This window comes from Rhizobium hidalgonense (assembly GCF_002914525.1).
Lineage (GTDB): Bacteria > Pseudomonadota > Alphaproteobacteria > Rhizobiales > Rhizobiaceae > Rhizobium > Rhizobium hidalgonense.
The window spans coordinates 68,811-83,900 of sequence record NZ_LODW01000104.1 but is presented as its reverse complement, the minus strand read 5'-3'; the positions used below and the strand labels follow the sequence as shown (position 1 = coordinate 83,900).

Below are 15,090 nucleotides of genomic sequence, written 5' to 3'. Positions count from 1 at the left end.
AACTCCATGAGTGTGCGTGTGTCCGGTAAACATATGGAAATTGGTGAATCGTTCCGTCAAAAGATCGAGGACCAAATTGGTATGGCCATCACGAAATACTTCGACGGGGGGTATTCCGGCCAGGTGACCGTGGAAAAGGCGAGTTCTCGTTTCTCCGCAGACTGCAAGCTTCACCTCGACAGCGGGGTGGTACTGCATGCGGCCGGCGAAGCGACCGATCCCCAGCTTGCTTTTGACGCCGCTTCGGAGCGCATCGAAAAGCGCCTGCGCCGCTACAAGCGCAAGCTGAAGGACCATCACGCCGGAAACCATCTGAACGGTTTTGCAGAAGTCTCCTACACGGTCATGGATTCTGTTCCCGACCATGAGGATGAAATCCCCGACGATTTCGCCCCGGCGATCGTCGCTGAAAGCACGAAGCAGCTGAAGACCATGTCGGTCGCCACCGCCGTGATGGCACTCGACATGACCGACGAGCCGCTTCTCCTGTTCCGCAGCCCCGGCAAGGAACATTTGAACATCGTTTACCGTCGGCACGACGGAAATATTGGCTGGATCGATTCAGCCAATATCAAAGGCTGAGGTCAGGGCTCCGAGCGGCGGTATCGCCGCCGCTCCTTGCATCTGATCCCGGCGACAGAAGGAAAAAGAAATGGCATTGGCAGATTTGCTCCATCAGGATGCGATCATTCCCGCCCTCAGAGTAAATTCCAAGAAACAGCTGCTTCAGGAATTGGCCGCAAGAGCCGCCAGGATTACCGGGCTCTCCGAGCGGGAGATCTTCGACGTCATCCTGCAGCGCGAACGCCTTGGCTCGACCGGCGTCGGCAACGGCATCGCTATTCCCCACGGCAAGCTGGTCAACATCCATTCGATCGTCGGCATCTTCGCCCGGCTGGAGCAGCCGGTCGATTTCGAGGCTCTGGACGACCAGCCTGTCGACCTCGTCTTCCTGCTGCTGGCGCCGGAAGGCGCCGGCGCTGATCATCTCAAGGCGCTGTCGCGGATCGCCCGCGTCCTGCGGGATCACGATCTGGTCGCCAAGCTGCGTGCCACCGATTCCGCTTCGGCGATCTACGCCTTCCTCAACGAAGAGCAGACGTCGAACGCCGCCTGACCGACATCTTTCCCTGAAATGAAAAAGGCGCCGGGTCTTCCTGGCGCCTCTTCATTTCATAGGGATTGAGCGCTCAGAACTCTTCCCAATTGTCCTGCGCCACGGCAGCCGAACCGCGTGAGGGGAGAGCCGCGCGGCGCGCAGCCGGGGCGACAGCGCGATGCGACGCGGCTGGAGCAGCCGGTGCCCGCATCTCTTGCGCCACCGAGGCGAGCGCGGCTGTATTACCCGAGCCTGCGACCCGGAAGCGCGTGGCAAGCGCCTTCAGCGTCTGCGCCTCGTCATTGAGTGCGACGCTGGCAGCGGTTGCTTCCTCCACCATCGCCGCGTTCTGCTGCGTCACCTGGTCCATTTGGTTCATGGCCTGGTTGATTTCCTTCAGGCCGACAGCCTGCTCGCTCGCCGATGCGGAGATCTGCCGGATGAGGTCGTTGATGCTCATCACCTGTTCGGCGATCTTGTGCAGCGTGCCGCCGGCGCGCCCGACGAGATCGACGCCTTCCTTGACCTGGACGGCCGAGGTGTTGATCAGCGTCTTGATCTCCTTGGCGGCATTGGCCGAACGCTGCGCCAGTTCACGCACCTCCTGGGCGACGACGGCAAATCCCTTGCCGGCTTCGCCGGCACGCGCCGCCTCGACGCCGGCGTTTAGCGCCAATAGGTTGGTCTGGAAGGCGATCTCGTCGATGACGCCGATGATCCTGGAAACTTCCGTCGAAGACTGTTCGATGCCCTGCATCGAGGCGATCGCCTTCTGCACCACTTCGCCGGATTTTTCGGCATCCTGGCAGGCGAGGTTGACATTGTCGGCGGCCGTGCGGGCATGATCGGCGCTAGAATCGACCTGTGCGGTGAGTTCGTTGAGCGCAGCCGCCGTCTCCTCCAGGCTTGCCGCCTGCTGTTCGGTGCGCTTGGCGAGGTCGGAAGCGCTGTTGCTGATCTCGCCGGTGCCCAAACCGATATTGGCGACGCTGAGGTTCATCGTGTTGATGGTCTCTTCGAGGCTCGCAAGCGCGGCGTTGAAATCCTGTTTCAGCTTGCCGTATTCGCCGGGGAATTCATCGGTGATTCGGTAACCGAGATTGCCTTGTGACAACTCGGAAAGGCCGGTTCCGACGATCGCGACGATACGGCGCTGCAGCGACACCGATTGCTGGCGTTCCGATTCCGAACGGCTGCGCTCGCCCTCCGCTGCCTGCCGCTCTCTGGCCGCCTCGTCCTCGAGGCGACGGCTGTCGGCCAGCGTGAAGCGGAAGCCTTCCAGCGCCTTGGCGACCGAACCGATTTCGTCGGTGCGGTGCTGGGCGGCGACCGCTTCGTCATATTTGCCGTCGCCGAGCGCTTCGACGCTGGCAACCAGCCCGCCAAGCGGTCGCTGCACCAGCGAGCGAACGGCGAAATAGAGCGCCAGCATGACGGCGCCGAGCACGATCAGGCCGTTGATGATCATCATATAGGTCTGGTCCCGCACCGGCGCGTTGATCGCCGTATGCGGCACGTCGACGAGCACGACCCAGGTGGCGTTGACGCCGGGAACCGCGAAGGGATAGACGACGCGGTCGAAGGGGGCGAGGCCGTCATAGGTGAGGTTGCTGACGAGGCCGGGCTGCTTGCTCGACAGCGCCGATTTGACGACATCGGCGCCTTCGCCGTCATACTGCTTGGTCACCAGGTCGGGGATCGGCGCGACGATCCAGTTGCCTGCCTGCGACAGCAGCGTCACGCGGCCGGAGCCGAAGGGATGCAGCGCCTGCAGCTTGTCGGTCAGCGACTTCAGCGAGATGTCGACGCCTCCGACGCCGATCATCTTGCCATCAGACATAACGGGATAGGCGATCGAGGTGAGCAGCGTCGGAACGTCGGTTCCTTCGGCCAGGTAAGGCGTGGTGATCGCACCCTTGCCGCTGTCGGCGGCGAGCTTCCACCATTCGGCGGTATAATCATTGTCGAAGGTCGAATATTGGATGCCACCGTCCTTGGTCTTCGACCAGTAGGGCGTGAAGGCGCCGTTCTTGTTGGTGCCTTCGTCATTATTGTTGGCGATCTCGCTGGTCTTGCCGTCGAGCGCGCCGAGCTGTTCGCAGAACCAGCTGCCGAAGGCGAAGGCATTCTGCTCGAGATTGGCCTTCAGCACATTGATCATGCCCTTGCGATCGAGCGACTTGCCTTCATGGCCGCGGCCTATGACGCCCGTCATGGTGCGCGCGGCGCTGGCGAGCTCGCCGACATTGGCGGCGATTTCATTGGCGATCGATTTGGCCTCGAGGTTGGCCTGATCCATCGTCAGCGTCTGGACGCGATCCCGGGTTTGGTCAATGAGGAAAAAGTTCGAAACGATGAGAACGAGTGCGATAGCGATGCCGGTGATGACGATGAGTTTCGCCGCCAGCGATTTCATTCTAAAAATGAACATGAGATCCTCGGGCAAGGATGCGCCGAACGGGCATTCTCCGGCGCAGCAGCAAAGGCATCGCCCCCTCATGGAGCAGCCGCGTCGCCGGCCGGATCCCAAATAAATGGGGACCCGCCGGCCACGTGCAACATCGCCGGAGATCCCTTAAATTTGAATGAAACTTTCGCTGTCCGCCGAGGCAAAACGCAGAAATTCCCCTTAAAATTAAAGGGCTCGGCCGGCGGCTTCGCAAAGAGACATCACTTATATTCTGGCTGCGACGTCCGCGCTCGTGGGGATCGAAGGCTGCGCCCCTGATTTGAGGCAGGCGAGCGAACCGGCAACCGCCGCTCGGCGCAGCGCCGAGGCAAAATCGAGGCCCTCGTCGAGGCTGGCCGCGAAGTAGCCGCAGAAAGTGTCGCCGGCGCCGACCGTATCGACGGGTTCGATCTTCAGACCTTGCGCCCTTGAAATCGCCCCGTCGCGGATGGCGACGACGCCGTCGCCGCCGAGCGTCACGATCAGCGTCTGGCCAGTCTCCTGATGCAGGCGGACGAGTGCCGCCTCGCGCGCCTGAGCGTCCATTCCCTCCTGTCCGGCGAGCCGCTCGAACTCGGTCTCGTTGGCAATGACGATATCGGCGAGCCGGCCGAGACGCGGCGCGTCGGGGATTAGCGGAGCAAGGTTGAGAATGCTGGTGATGCCCTTGGCGCGGGCGGCCGATAAAGCGCGTTCGACGGCATCAACCGGCACTTCGAGCTGCAGCATCAGGATATCGCCTTCACTCATGCCGCCGATCGCGGTTTCGGCATCGGCCGATGTGACGAGGCCATTGGCGGCGGGAACGACGGCGATCATGTTTTCGCCGTCGCCGCCGACAAGGATCAGCGCGGTGCCGGTGGGGCCATCGACATGTTCAACGAGAGAAAGATCGGTTCCCGCCTCATCGAGCAGGGCAAGGGCATCAGCGGCGAAGCTGTCCCTGCCCACGGCGCCCGCCATATGCACATAGCGGCCGGCGCGGCGCGCGGCCAGCGCCTGGTTGGCGCCCTTGCCGCCGGCGGCCGTGGCAAAACCGTTGCCGGCCACCGTTTCGCCGGGCTTCGGCAGACGGTCGGTGGTGGCGATGAGGTCCATATTGATGGACCCGAAAACTGTGATCATCAGGGTGTCCCGTCTTTTGGAGCATGCGACGACATCATGCTCCAACTGTTTCATGCGGGCGAGACACTGCCCGAAGCAGTCACTCCTCGTCAACCACCCGCAGCTTGAGAAGACCGGTGCGGCTTTCCACCGATTTGGCGGCGGGTTCGTTGTCGCGACCCGGTTTGCTGTCGCCGCCGGCCTCGAATTCCAGCGCTTCAATCTTGGCGCCGCGCTTGGTCAGCTTGTCGGCCGAGGTGACCACCATGTCGATATCCTTCTGCGCCATGGCGAAATGGCCTTGCAGCCTGCGCACCCGCTCGTCCAAGCGGCCGAGATCGTCCATCAGGATCGCCACTTCGCCCTGAATCAGATGCGCCTGCGCCCGCATGCGCTGGTCCTTGAGCACGGCCTGGATGACTTGGATCGACAGCATCAGCAGCGACGGCGAGACGATGACGATGCGCGCGCGGTGCGCCTTCTGCACCAGGGCTTCGAAGTTTTCGTGGATCTCGGCGAAGATCGATTCCGACGGCACGAAGAGAAAGGCCGTATCCTGGGTTTCGCCGTGGATCAGATATTTCTCGGAAATGTCCCTGATATGGACCTCCATGTCGCGGCGGAACTGCTGGCCGGCGATCTTGCCGGCCTCCGGGCTGCCGGCGTCGCGGATGGCGTTCCAGGCTTCGAGCGGAAATTTCGCATCGATCACCAGCGGCGGCGCGCCGTTCGGCATGCGGATCGTGCAGTCCGGCCGCGAGCCGTTCGATAGCGTCTGCTGGAAGCCATAGGCACCCATCGGCAGGCCGTCGGCGACGATCGTCTCCATCCTCGACTGGCCGAAGGCGCCGCGCGTCTGCTTGTTGGAAAGAATGGTCTGCAGCCCGACGACATCCTTGGCGAGCGTCTGGATATTGTTCTGCGCCGCATCGATCACCGCCAGCCGCTCCTGCAGCCGCTGCAAATTCTCATGCGTCGATTTGGTCTGCTCGGTGATCGTCGAGTTGACCCGCTGCGACATGCCGTCGAGGCGTTGGCTAATCGCCTGGTTGAGCTCACTCTGCCGCGCGCCGAAGACTTCGGTCATCGCCGCGATGCGGCCCTGCATCTCCGCCTGGATCTTTAAAAGCTCGGCCATGCGCGCGTCGCCTTCAGCCGCGCGCAAATTCGCCTCTTCCGCCTGCTCGCGGCGAAGGCTTGCGCCGCGCAGCAGAAGGACGATCACCAGAAGGACGACGGCCAGGAGAACCCCACCGGCAAGCGCCAGCGTGGCCGGGCTGATCGAGGCAAGCGACAGAGTGAACGAATCGGAATTGACGGTCATACCGCAACCATAACAGAAGAGGTGGCAATATATAGATCAAAACGTGAACGAAATTGGCAATCCCCAATATCTTCGCGCTACGGCTAGCGCCAGAACGGCGGTCGTCCAGATACTGCCGCCCGCCGGGCGGCTGAGGCGAATATGGCGAAATTCCGGGCGAGGATGCAAAAAAGCGGCTTCCCCGCCTGCCGGATAATTCCATAGTCGGAAAAGATGGGTTATGGGAACGCCATGACCATCAAGCCACTCATCATTCTTCCCGATCCTATTCTCCGCCAGGCCTCCAAGCCGATCGAGCGGGTCGACGCCGACCTGCAACGTCTTGCCGATGATATGCTGGAAACCATGTACGACGCGCCGGGCATCGGCCTTGCAGCGATCCAGATCGGCGTGCCGCGCCGCATGCTCGTCATCGACGTGTCGCGCGAGGGTGAGGAGAAGCAGCCGCAAGTCTTCATCAACCCCGAGATCGTCAAATCCTCCGACGAGCGTTCGGTCTATGAGGAGGGCTGCCTGTCGATCCCGGATTATTATGCCGAGGTCGAGCGCCCGGCTGTCGTCTCGGTCAAATATCTCGACCGCAACGGCAAGGAACAGACGGTGGATGCCGATGGCCTGCTGGCCACCTGCCTGCAGCACGAGATCGATCACCTGAACGGGGTGCTGTTCATCGATTACATTTCGCGGCTGAAGCGCGAAATGGTGATCAAGAAGTTCACCAAGGCGGCGAAATCCAAGGCGCTCTGACGACGCGTTGAAAATTCATCGGCAACGCGCTATGATATCAGTGATATCATGATGGAGGCGCCGCATGGGTGATTTTCTGATCAGGAATATTTCCGAGGCGATGAAGCGAGACATTGCGGAATCGGCGCAGCGCAGTGGAAACAGTCTTTCCGACGAGGCCAAGGAGCTTTTGCGGGAAGCGCTTCAAAGAAAAACCGAAGCAAAGCCTGAGGCTATGTCGGCCTATGCAGCGATACGCGCCGCTTTCGAAAGAGAAGACGCGGTAGACGACGAATTTGCTGCAATCATGGAGGAAATCGAGGCCGCGCGGAAAAAGGATTTTGGCCTGCCGTTCGAGGACTTCGAATGATCGTTCTCGATACGAATGTAGTTTCCGAGTTTGCCAGGTCATTACCCCATGAAAATGTAAAGGCTTGGATGTTGCGGCAGGACAGCTCGAGAATCTGGCTTTGCACCGTCGGCTTGATGGAGCAGATTTACGGCGCTGAAAGGGTTCTCTTGAAGACCGGATCGGATCGCTTCTTTCGCGCCATCGAGAATTTGGTGAAAGGCCAATTTCGTGACCGTATCGTCGGCTGGGATTTGGAAGCGGCCATGGCAACTGGGCGCCTGCGGGCGAAACGTGAAAACATCGGGCGGCCGATTTCGGTCCAGGACGCGATGATTGCCGCTATCTGCCTTGCCAACGGCGCGACGCTCGCCACCCGCAACACCAGAGATTTCGAAGGTCTTGATCTCAAGCTCGTAAACCCGTTTGAAGACGGTTGATCCTCAATTGGCGAGATAGAATGTCTCTTAGCATCATCTTCATGGGAACCCCGGAGTTCTCGGTTCCGACCCTACGCCTGCTCGTCGACGCGGGCCACCGGGTCGTCGCGGTCTATACGCAGCCGCCGAGGCCGGGCGGGCGGCGCGGGCTCGATCTGCAGAAATCGCCGGTGCATCAGGCGGCGGAACTGCTCGGTCTTCCCGTTTTCACGCCGGTCAATTTCAAGGATGCCGAGGAGCGCGAGCGGTTTGCCGCCCTCAAGGCCGATGTCGCCGTCGTCGTCGCCTACGGATTGCTGCTGCCGGAGGCGATTTTGAACGGCACCCGCGACGGCTGCTATAACGGCCATGCTTCGCTGCTGCCGCGCTGGCGGGGAGCTGCTCCCATCCAGCGGGCGATCATGGCCGGTGACGATAAGACCGGCGTGATGGTGATGAAGATGGACAAGGGCCTCGATACCGGCCCCGTCGCATTGACCCGTGAGGTCGAGATCGGCGTCAACATGACGGCAGGCGAGTTGCATGACCGGCTGATGCAGGTCGGCGCCAAGGCGATGACGGAGGCCATGGTGAAGCTCGAGATGAACGACCTGCCGCTGACGCCGCAGCCGGAAGAGGGCGCGCTCTATGCCGCCAAGATCGACAAGGGCGAGACGCGCATCGATTTCGGAAGGAGCGCGAGCGATGTGCACAATCATATCCGCGGCTTGGCGCCATTTCCGGGCGCCTGGTTCGAGCTTATGATCGGCGGCAAGCCGGAGCGGGTGAAGGTGCTGGGCTCGGAGCTGGCTGCAGGGCAGGGGCCGGCCGGGCAATTGCTGAGCGATGATCTCGTGGTCGCCTGCGCGTTGGGCGCGGTGCGGCTGACACGGCTGCAGAAGGCCGGCGGCAAGCCGCTGGCGGCAGCCGATTTCCTCCGGGGCACGCCGCTTGGCGCAGGCACGAGGCTTTCCTGATGCCGCGTTTCCGCATGACCGTCGAATATGACGGCGGCCCCTATGTCGGCTGGCAGCGGCAGGAGAACGGTCCCTCGGTACAGGGCGCGATCGAAGCCGCGGTACTGTCGCTGACCGGCGAGACGGTCTCGGTCCGCGGCGCCGGGCGCACCGATTCCGGCGTCCACGCCATGGGGCAGGTGATCCATGCCGATCTTTCGAAGGACTGGTCGCCCTATCAGCTGCAGAATGCCTTGAACGCGCATTTGAGGCTTGCCGGTGAACGTGTCGCCATTCTCGATGTCGAGACAGCTCCCGAATTCTTCGATGCCCGCTTCTCGGCGCTCAGGCGCCATTACCTCTACCGCATCGTCAGCCGCCGCGCGCCGCTGGCGCTCGAAGCCGGCAAGGCCTGGTGGGTGCCGAAGCTGCTCGACCACGAGACCATGCACGCCGCCGCCCAGAGGCTGGTCGGCCGGCACGATTTCTCCACCTTCCGTGCCGCTCATTGCCAGGCAAACAGCCCGGTGCGCACGCTCGACCGGCTGGATGTGACGCGCAACGGCGAGCTGATCGAGATCCGCGCCACGGCGCAGAGCTTCCTCCACAATCAGATCCGTTCCTTCGCCGGCACGCTGAAGCTTGCCGGCGAAGGCAAATGGACGCCTGACGATGTCGAGGCAGCGCTTGAGGCGCGCGACCGCAAGGCCTGCGGCCCCGTGGCGCCGCCCGACGGGCTCTATTTCCTGCAGGTGGATTATCCCGACGTGATTCCCGACCGCCGCAGGCCGGTCAGCGATCCCGATGACGATCAATCGTAAGCTTCGTCAGACCGGATAGATGCCGAGGAAGTGCTGCAGATATTCCGAAAGGATCATCGATGGCACGAGCAGCACCAGCGTCATTGCCCCGACCATCAGCGGGTGGCCGTGGCAGATCATCCGCAGAATGCGCGCCAGCACGAAGACCTGCGCCAGCATGAAGGCAAGCAGCAGCAGCGAGACAAGGCCGACGGAGCCGGGAAGGAAGACCACCATCGCCAGCAACAGCCCGTTGATATAGGAGAGCGGCACGCCGAGCCAGTTGACGCTGACGACGACAGGCGCGAAACGCTCACCCATGCGGAAGGCCAGCAGCAGCAGCCCGGCAAAAACCAGCGGCACGAACCAGTTGGCGAGCTCGACGAGGCCGAGCCTGAGATAGAAGGCAAAGCCGACATCGGCTTCCGGCGGCATCGACCGCAGAAAGACCTGTCGCCACCAGAGCCAGGAAATGCCCATCGGCGGCAGGCACCAGGCGATCGCCCAGAACGAGCGGTTGACGCCGCGCTCGGACATATCGAGGTAGCGGAAACCGCGCGGATCCAGCCGGATCAGCAGCCAGAGGCCGGCCAGATAGTACTGGACTTCCTTAAAGCCTGGCATTGGCGAACCAGCGGGCGATGAAAGTCTCGTAGATTGCCGTCAGCGTTTCCAGATCGGAAACGGCGACGCGTTCATCGACCATGTGCATCGTCTGGCCGACAAGGCCGAACTCGACGACCGGGCAATAATCCTTGATGAAGCGCGCATCCGACGTGCCGCCGGTGGTCGAAAGCTGCGGCGACCGGCCGGCGACGCTCTCGATAGCTGAAGACAGCGAGGCGATCAGTGCATTGTTGCGCGTCAGGAAAACATGGCTTGGCCGGTCGGCCCACTCGATATCGTATTTCACCGGTTCGCGGCCGGGCCTGAGCTGGCCGCTGCCGGCGGCGGCATCGAGGCGCCGGAGGATTTCGGCGCGCAGCGTCTCGGCCGTCCAGCTGTCGTTGAAGCGGATGTTGAAACTTGCCGAGGCCTTGGCCGGAATGACATTGGTCGCCGGATTGCCGACATCGACCGTGGTCACCTCGAGGTTCGACGGCTGGAAGTCGTCGGTGCCGCTGTCGAAGGGCGGGTCCATCAGCGCTTGGGTCAGCTGCAGCATGCCGCGCACCGGATTGTCGGCAAGATGCGGATAGGCGGCATGCCCCTGGACGCCGTGCACGGTGATCCTGCCCGACTGCGAACCGCGCCGGCCGATCTTGATCATGTCGCCGAGGCTCGCAGGATTGGTCGGCTCGCCCACAAGGCAGGCATCCCAGCGTTCGCCGCGCTCGGCCGCCCATTGCAAGAGCTTGATCGTGCCGTTGATCGCCGGGCCTTCTTCGTCGCCGGTGATCAGAAAAGAGATCGAGCCGGGCGGTGGCCCGTTCTTTTCGATATGGCGGGCGACGGCAGCGACGAAACAGGCGATGCCGCCCTTCATATCGACGGCGCCGCGGCCGAAAAGCTCGCCTTTGGCAATCTCGGCGGCAAAGGGCGGATGGCTCCAGGCCGCCTCGTCGCCGACTGGCACGACATCGGTATGGCCGGCAAACATCAGATGCGGGCCGTCCGTGCCGAGCCGGGCATAGAGGTTTTCGATATCGGGCGTTCCCTCTTCGCTCGCCTTCACGCGGTCGACGGTGAAGCCGAGCGGCGCAAGCATGGTGTCGAGCGCAGACAACGCGCCGCCTTCGGCCGGTGTCACGGAGGGGCAGCGAATCAGCGTCTGAAGATTGGCGACGGGATCGGTAGGGCTCATGGCGTCGAACTATCCGGCGGGAATGGCAAAGACATGGCAAGGCGGCGCCTCGCGTAAAGGACGCCGCCTGTTTACCGGATCAATGTCCTGGTGTCATCAATCTCTGAGCAGCTCGTTGATGCCGGTCTTGGAGCGGGTCTTTTCATCGACGCGCTTGACGATGACGGCGCAGTAGAGATGCGGCGCCGGCTGGCCGTTGCCCATGGTGGCATTGCCCGACGGCATCGAGCCGGCGACGACGACGGAATAGGGCGGGACTTCGCCGTAGCTCACCTCGCCGGTGGCGCGGTCGACGATCTTGGTCGACTTGCCGATATAGACGCCCATGCCGAGCACCGAGCCTTCGCGGATGATGCAGCCTTCGACCACTTCCGAACGGGCGCCGATGAAGCAATTGTCTTCGATGATCGTCGGGCCGGCCTGCATCGGCTCCAGCACGCCGCCGATGCCGACGCCGCCGGAGAGATGCACATGTTTGCCGATCTGCGCGCAGGAGCCGACCGTCGCCCAGGTGTCGACCATCGTGCCTTCGCCGACATAGGCGCCGAGATTGACGAAGGAGGGCATCAGGATCGCATTCGGAGCGATATAGGCCGAGCGGCGCACGACGCAGTTCGGCACGGCACGGAAGCCGCTGGCGCGGAACTGGTTCTCGCCCCAGTTCTCGAATTTGGAAGGCACCTTGTCCCACCAGGTGGAATTGCCCGAGCCGCCCTTGACCACCTCCATGTCGTTGAGGCGGAAGGACAGGAGCACGGCCTTCTTCAGCCACTGATTGACCGTCCAGGCGCCATCGGCGCCGCGCGTCGCCACACGGACCTTGCCGGCATCGAGCAGGTCGAGTGCTGCTTCGACCGCATCGCGAACCTCGCCCTTGGTCGACGTGTTCACATTGTCGCGATTGTCGAAGGCGGCTTCGATGGTCTTTTCGAGGGATGCGAGGTCGGTGGCGCTCATGAGAATTCCTTAAACTTCGATCTTTATCGTGGAGACGGTAAGATCTCCGGAATTGCGGTTGGCGGGATTGTGTCCTGCTCTACAGCATGCACCCGTAGAATGGAATGAATTTTCGGGCAAGATCAACCTGGATTCAAGGCGTTATAGCGACATATCCGGCACTATGGCCGGCAGGACTGAAAGGCATTTCGACATGGCGAAGGGACGAAACGGCGGATCGCGGCGCAAGGATGGCGTATGGGACCCGCTAAAGAGCAGCTCGACCGACAGGCAGCGCGCCGCGGCGGTGCCGAAGACGCCGCAGACGATGTCGCCCGCCTACCGCCTTGCCTATGTCGACGAGGATTTCCTTTGCCGCGAGGAGTTGCGGCCGATCCGCCTGCAGCTGGAACTGTTGAAGCCGGAAATGATGTTGACCGAACGCGGCATCAAGTCGACCGTCGTCATGTTCGGCGGCGCCCGCATTCCCGCCCCGGGCCAGAGCGCCTGGGCTGCCCGCAACGATGTCCAGCGCGTCAATCTGGAGGCGGCTTCCGTCTATTATGACGAGGCGCGCAAATTCGCCCGGCTCTGCTCGAAATATTCGGCAAGCCTCGATTTCCACGAATATGTCATCGTCACCGGCGGCGGCCCCGGCGTGATGGAAGCCGGCAATCGCGGCGCGGCCGACGAAGGCGCCCCGTCGATCGGCCTGAATATCGTGCTGCCGCACGAGCAGGCGCCGAACGCCTATGTGACACCGGAACTCAGCTTCAACTTCCACTATTTCGCCATTCGCAAGATGCATTTCATGGTGCGCGCCAAAGCGATCGCGGTCTTTCCGGGCGGCTTTGGAACACTCGACGAATTCTTCGAGTGCTTGACGCTGATCCAGACTGGCCGCATGGAGCGCCTGCCATTGATCCTCTTCGGCGAGGCGTTCTGGCGCAGCATCGTCAATTTCGACGCATTGGCCGAATTCGGCACCATCGCGCCCGACGATGTCAAGCTGATCAGCTTCGTCGACACGGCCGAAGCCGCCTGGAAGATCATCCAGGATTTCTACGAACATCGCGAATAGCGCCTCAGTACCTCGATCGTGAGACGTGGCTCTTTCCCCACTGAGCGGGGAAAGAGCGGAGGCAATGGTTCGGCCGGCCTTACAGCAGCGGCCGGTCCGGCATGTCGTCGATCGAGATGACGCCGTCCTTGTTGCGGTCCATCCGCGCAAACAGCTTGTCGAAGGCGGCGACGGCTTCCGGTTTGGAAATCTGGCCGTTCTGGTCGGTATCGACCCGGTGCATCATCATCGAGGCGCGCATGAAGGGGGCGCCATGGCGCATCCAGCGATGCCCGTCACGACCGTCATGCCCGCCGTGACCGTCGTGTGGCGGCCGTCCCTGGTCGTTATTATCAGGCGTCGCGGCTGCTGTATCCGCATCCATGTTTTCGCCCGCGTCCTTCTTGCGTTGATCTCTCATCGCCTGCATCTGCGCCTTCTGGTATGCGCCGATTTCGCCAGGCGTGAGGGAGCCGTCATTATTGGTGTCGATCGCAGCGAAAACCTTGTCGAGGCCGGCGGTCGCCTCTTCCTTGGAGACCTTGCCATCCTTGTTCGTGTCGAATTGCTTGAGCATGCGGACATAGGTGATTTCGAGGAAGGCATCGCGGCCCGGGCCCGGATGGTCCCTGCCGGCGTGCTGACGCGGCCCGTCGCCGGGTGCGGCATAGCCTGCCCCGGCGGCTGCGCCGAAGACGAGGGTGGAGGAAAGCGCTGCCAATATCAGCTTGTTGCGATACATCGTATTTGCCTTTCGTGAGGTGTCCCCTCACGAAGAAAGCTACGGCAGCAGGGCGCAAAGACCCAGTTAAACATCGGTAAGCTGAATGAAACTTTGGTAATGCTGCCAGCCGGTTACTTAGAGCCTTCCGGATTAGATTGCAGCATTCTGCCGGAGCAGGCTTTCGTCAGGGCAAAGGCGATTGGCGAAGGCATACCCCAAGGTACTCCGAGCCGATCGCCTATGATCCTGGCTAGAGATGCCCGGCCCACCGGCCGCACCGCTTCGCCATGGCGAAGCGATAAGTGCGTCCGGCGTTTCGTGAGTCTTGCAGATTTGCCAAGGCAAATCTGCGCGAGGGTTGGCTGAAACGGGCCGGCTGATCGGCCGGCCGGCTTGGCCATAGAGCTTTGCTACGACGCGCGCCGGCCGGTCGACCATCCGACTCCGTTTGAGCCAACAGAATGCTGCAATCTAACCCGGAAAGGCTCTAGGCCGAACCGGTAATCTTGCCGAGAAAGGCGGCGAGGTCGTCGGTGACGAAATCGATATGATCCTCTTCGCCGCTGGTCTTTTCCCACCATTCGACGACCGTCTCTTCGAGATTGCGCGGCACCAGCAGCACGGTCTGCATGCCGAGCGCCTTAGGCACTGTCAGGTTGCGCGGCAGATCTTCGAACATCGCCGCCTTGCTCGTTTCGACGCGTTTTAATGCCGTGAACTTGTCGTAGGTCGCCTGCGCCGGCTTCGGCACGTAGTCGGCGGCGACGATATCGAAGATGTCGTCGAAATGCTCGAGAACGCCGAGGGCTTCGGCCGCCATTTCTGCATGCTTGACGCTGCCATTGGTAAAGATGAATTTGCGCCCCGGCAGCGCCTTGATCGCCGCGCCGAGTTCCGGCTGCGGCGTCAGCGCCGAATAGTCGATCGCATGCGCCTTTTCGAGGAAGTCGTTCGGATCGATGCCGTGATGGATCATCAGCCCCTGCAGCGTCGTACCATGCTCGAGGTAATATTGCTTCTGCAGCTTGCGCGCCTCGTCCCGCTCCATCTGTAAGAGCGTCGCGACATAAGCGGTCATGTTCTTGTCGATCTGGGCGAAGAGATTGACATGATGCGGATAGAGCGTGTTGTCGAGGTCAAAGACCCAGTCTGTGACGTGTGCGAAATCGGCTTTGTCAGGCGTGCGGTCGATCTTGGTCATGGCGGTCTTATGCCATGGCTGCCCTGGGAAACCAAAGCCTTTTGCTTGGGCGGCCTGGTTGCGGCCGTCGCCCCCAAAAAAGCCGCTAGATTTTCACAACTTTAAGAAGATTTCGGCTGAATATTGCCATTGACCGCTG

The 15,090-nt window shown here is 62.0% G+C and carries 16 protein-coding genes; 8 read left to right on the top strand and 8 right to left on the bottom strand.

Translation table 11 applies throughout. The features are described 5' to 3' along the window. The first annotated feature begins 6 nt into the window (after positions 1 to 6). Together hpf and ptsN are read left to right on the top strand one after the other, a co-directional pair. Positions 7 to 582 carry a ribosome hibernation-promoting factor, HPF/YfiA family gene (gene hpf / locus ATY29_RS30480; RefSeq protein ID WP_003570772.1) on the top strand — a complete coding sequence of 192 codons (576 nt, stop codon included), beginning with the start codon at positions 7 to 9 and terminating at the stop codon, positions 580 to 582. Positions 583 to 652: 70 nt separating this feature from the next. Beyond that, positions 653 to 1,117: a PTS IIA-like nitrogen regulatory protein PtsN gene (gene ptsN / locus ATY29_RS30475; protein WP_003570770.1), complete on the top strand. Its 465-nt coding sequence runs from the start codon at positions 653 to 655 to the stop codon at positions 1,115 to 1,117. Positions 1,118 to 1,190: 73 nt separating this feature from the next. Here the strand turns inward: ptsN and ATY29_RS30470 are convergent, their stop codons facing one another. From ATY29_RS30470 to ATY29_RS30460, 3 genes are all read right to left on the bottom strand, one after another. Further along, entirely contained in the window at positions 1,191 to 3,530 is a 2,340-nt protein-coding gene (locus ATY29_RS30470) for a methyl-accepting chemotaxis protein (protein ID WP_097533656.1), read from the bottom strand. 243 nt (positions 3,531 to 3,773) lie between these two features. Continuing rightward, complete coding sequence (locus ATY29_RS30465) at positions 3,774 to 4,673, bottom strand: ribokinase (RefSeq protein WP_097533824.1); 900 nt, start codon at positions 4,671 to 4,673, stop codon at positions 3,774 to 3,776. Positions 4,674 to 4,752: 79 nt separating this feature from the next. Next, the gene (locus ATY29_RS30460; protein ID WP_097533654.1) at positions 4,753 to 5,976 is read right to left on the bottom strand and encodes a DNA recombination protein RmuC; all 1,224 of its coding nucleotides are present in this window, start codon (positions 5,974 to 5,976) and stop codon (positions 4,753 to 4,755) included. Positions 5,977 to 6,207: 231 nt separating this feature from the next. Here ATY29_RS30460 and def point away from each other — a divergent pair, with 231 nt between their 5' ends. The 5 genes from def (at position 6,208) to truA (ending at position 9,247) form a co-directional block, all read left to right on the top strand. After that, positions 6,208 to 6,723, top strand: coding sequence for a peptide deformylase (gene def / locus ATY29_RS30455; protein WP_003570766.1), 516 nt, complete (start codon positions 6,208 to 6,210; stop codon positions 6,721 to 6,723). A 64-nt stretch (positions 6,724 to 6,787) separates the two neighbouring features. After that, positions 6,788 to 7,072 carry a FitA-like ribbon-helix-helix domain-containing protein gene (locus ATY29_RS30450; RefSeq protein ID WP_097533652.1) on the top strand — a complete coding sequence of 95 codons (285 nt, stop codon included), beginning with the start codon at positions 6,788 to 6,790 and terminating at the stop codon, positions 7,070 to 7,072. After that, a complete protein-coding gene (locus tag ATY29_RS30445) occupies positions 7,069 to 7,491 on the top strand; it encodes a type II toxin-antitoxin system VapC family toxin (protein WP_003570764.1) in 423 nt (140 codons plus the stop codon). The genes ATY29_RS30450 and ATY29_RS30445 overlap by 4 nt, the downstream gene beginning before the upstream one ends. A gap of 20 nt (positions 7,492 to 7,511) precedes the next feature. Further along, on the top strand, positions 7,512 to 8,447 hold the full coding sequence (gene fmt / locus ATY29_RS30440; RefSeq protein WP_097533650.1) for a methionyl-tRNA formyltransferase: 936 nt from the start codon (positions 7,512 to 7,514) through the stop codon (positions 8,445 to 8,447). Continuing rightward, the gene (gene truA / locus ATY29_RS30435; protein WP_025415217.1) at positions 8,447 to 9,247 is read left to right on the top strand and encodes a tRNA pseudouridine(38-40) synthase TruA; all 801 of its coding nucleotides are present in this window, start codon (positions 8,447 to 8,449) and stop codon (positions 9,245 to 9,247) included. The genes fmt and truA overlap by 1 nt, the downstream gene beginning before the upstream one ends. A 6-nt stretch (positions 9,248 to 9,253) precedes the next feature. Here the strand turns inward: truA and ATY29_RS30430 are convergent, their stop codons facing one another. The 3 genes from ATY29_RS30430 to dapD all read right to left on the bottom strand — a co-directional run bounded on the left by ATY29_RS30430 (position 9,254) and on the right by dapD (position 11,987). Continuing rightward, positions 9,254 to 9,850, bottom strand: a complete 597-nt coding sequence (locus ATY29_RS30430; protein WP_003570761.1) for a hypothetical protein — start codon at positions 9,848 to 9,850, stop codon at positions 9,254 to 9,256. Beyond that, positions 9,837 to 11,030 carry a succinyl-diaminopimelate desuccinylase gene (gene dapE, locus ATY29_RS30425; protein ID WP_097533649.1) on the bottom strand — a complete coding sequence of 398 codons (1,194 nt, stop codon included), beginning with the start codon at positions 11,028 to 11,030 and terminating at the stop codon, positions 9,837 to 9,839. Before dapE ends, ATY29_RS30430 begins: the two co-directional genes overlap by 14 nt. A gap of 96 nt (positions 11,031 to 11,126) precedes the next feature. Next, positions 11,127 to 11,987, bottom strand: coding sequence for a 2,3,4,5-tetrahydropyridine-2,6-dicarboxylate N-succinyltransferase (dapD, locus tag ATY29_RS30420; RefSeq protein WP_003570759.1), 861 nt, complete (start codon positions 11,985 to 11,987; stop codon positions 11,127 to 11,129). A 193-nt stretch (positions 11,988 to 12,180) separates the two neighbouring features. Here dapD and ATY29_RS30415 point away from each other — a divergent pair, with 193 nt between their 5' ends. Beyond that, entirely contained in the window at positions 12,181 to 13,047 is an 867-nt protein-coding gene (locus ATY29_RS30415) for an LOG family protein (RefSeq protein WP_003570758.1), read from the top strand. Between the two features lie 79 nt (positions 13,048 to 13,126). Here the strand turns inward: ATY29_RS30415 and ATY29_RS30410 are convergent, their stop codons facing one another. Next, the gene (locus ATY29_RS30410) at positions 13,127 to 13,768 is read right to left on the bottom strand and encodes an EF-hand domain-containing protein (RefSeq protein WP_025415219.1); all 642 of its coding nucleotides are present in this window, start codon (positions 13,766 to 13,768) and stop codon (positions 13,127 to 13,129) included. 469 nt (positions 13,769 to 14,237) lie between these two features. Beyond that, complete coding sequence (locus tag ATY29_RS30395) at positions 14,238 to 14,951, bottom strand: pyrimidine 5'-nucleotidase (protein WP_003570756.1); 714 nt, start codon at positions 14,949 to 14,951, stop codon at positions 14,238 to 14,240. Positions 14,952 to 15,090 lie beyond the last annotated feature (139 nt).

Coding starts and splice junctions, on each gene's coding strand:
- ATY29_RS30415 (WP_003570758.1), top strand. CDS start 12,181: ATGGCGAAGGGACGAAACGGCGGATCGCGGCGCAAGGATGGCGTATGG.
- ATY29_RS30460 (WP_097533654.1), bottom strand. CDS start 5,976: ATGACCGTCAATTCCGATTCGTTCACTCTGTCGCTTGCCTCGATCAGC.
- ATY29_RS30410 (WP_025415219.1), bottom strand. CDS start 13,768: ATGTATCGCAACAAGCTGATATTGGCAGCGCTTTCCTCCACCCTCGTC.
- def (WP_003570766.1), top strand. CDS start 6,208: ATGACCATCAAGCCACTCATCATTCTTCCCGATCCTATTCTCCGCCAG.
- ATY29_RS30445 (WP_003570764.1), top strand. CDS start 7,069: ATGATCGTTCTCGATACGAATGTAGTTTCCGAGTTTGCCAGGTCATTA.
- ptsN (WP_003570770.1), top strand. CDS start 653: ATGGCATTGGCAGATTTGCTCCATCAGGATGCGATCATTCCCGCCCTC.
- ATY29_RS30450 (WP_097533652.1), top strand. CDS start 6,788: ATGGGTGATTTTCTGATCAGGAATATTTCCGAGGCGATGAAGCGAGAC.
- ATY29_RS30465 (WP_097533824.1), bottom strand. CDS start 4,673: ATGATCACAGTTTTCGGGTCCATCAATATGGACCTCATCGCCACCACC.
- ATY29_RS30470 (WP_097533656.1), bottom strand. CDS start 3,530: ATGTTCATTTTTAGAATGAAATCGCTGGCGGCGAAACTCATCGTCATC.
- truA (WP_025415217.1), top strand. CDS start 8,447: ATGCCGCGTTTCCGCATGACCGTCGAATATGACGGCGGCCCCTATGTC.
- ATY29_RS30430 (WP_003570761.1), bottom strand. CDS start 9,850: ATGCCAGGCTTTAAGGAAGTCCAGTACTATCTGGCCGGCCTCTGGCTG.
- ATY29_RS30395 (WP_003570756.1), bottom strand. CDS start 14,951: ATGACCAAGATCGACCGCACGCCTGACAAAGCCGATTTCGCACACGTC.
- dapD (WP_003570759.1), bottom strand. CDS start 11,987: ATGAGCGCCACCGACCTCGCATCCCTCGAAAAGACCATCGAAGCCGCC.
- fmt (WP_097533650.1), top strand. CDS start 7,512: ATGTCTCTTAGCATCATCTTCATGGGAACCCCGGAGTTCTCGGTTCCG.
- dapE (WP_097533649.1), bottom strand. CDS start 11,030: ATGAGCCCTACCGATCCCGTCGCCAATCTTCAGACGCTGATTCGCTGC.
- hpf (WP_003570772.1), top strand. CDS start 7: ATGAGTGTGCGTGTGTCCGGTAAACATATGGAAATTGGTGAATCGTTC.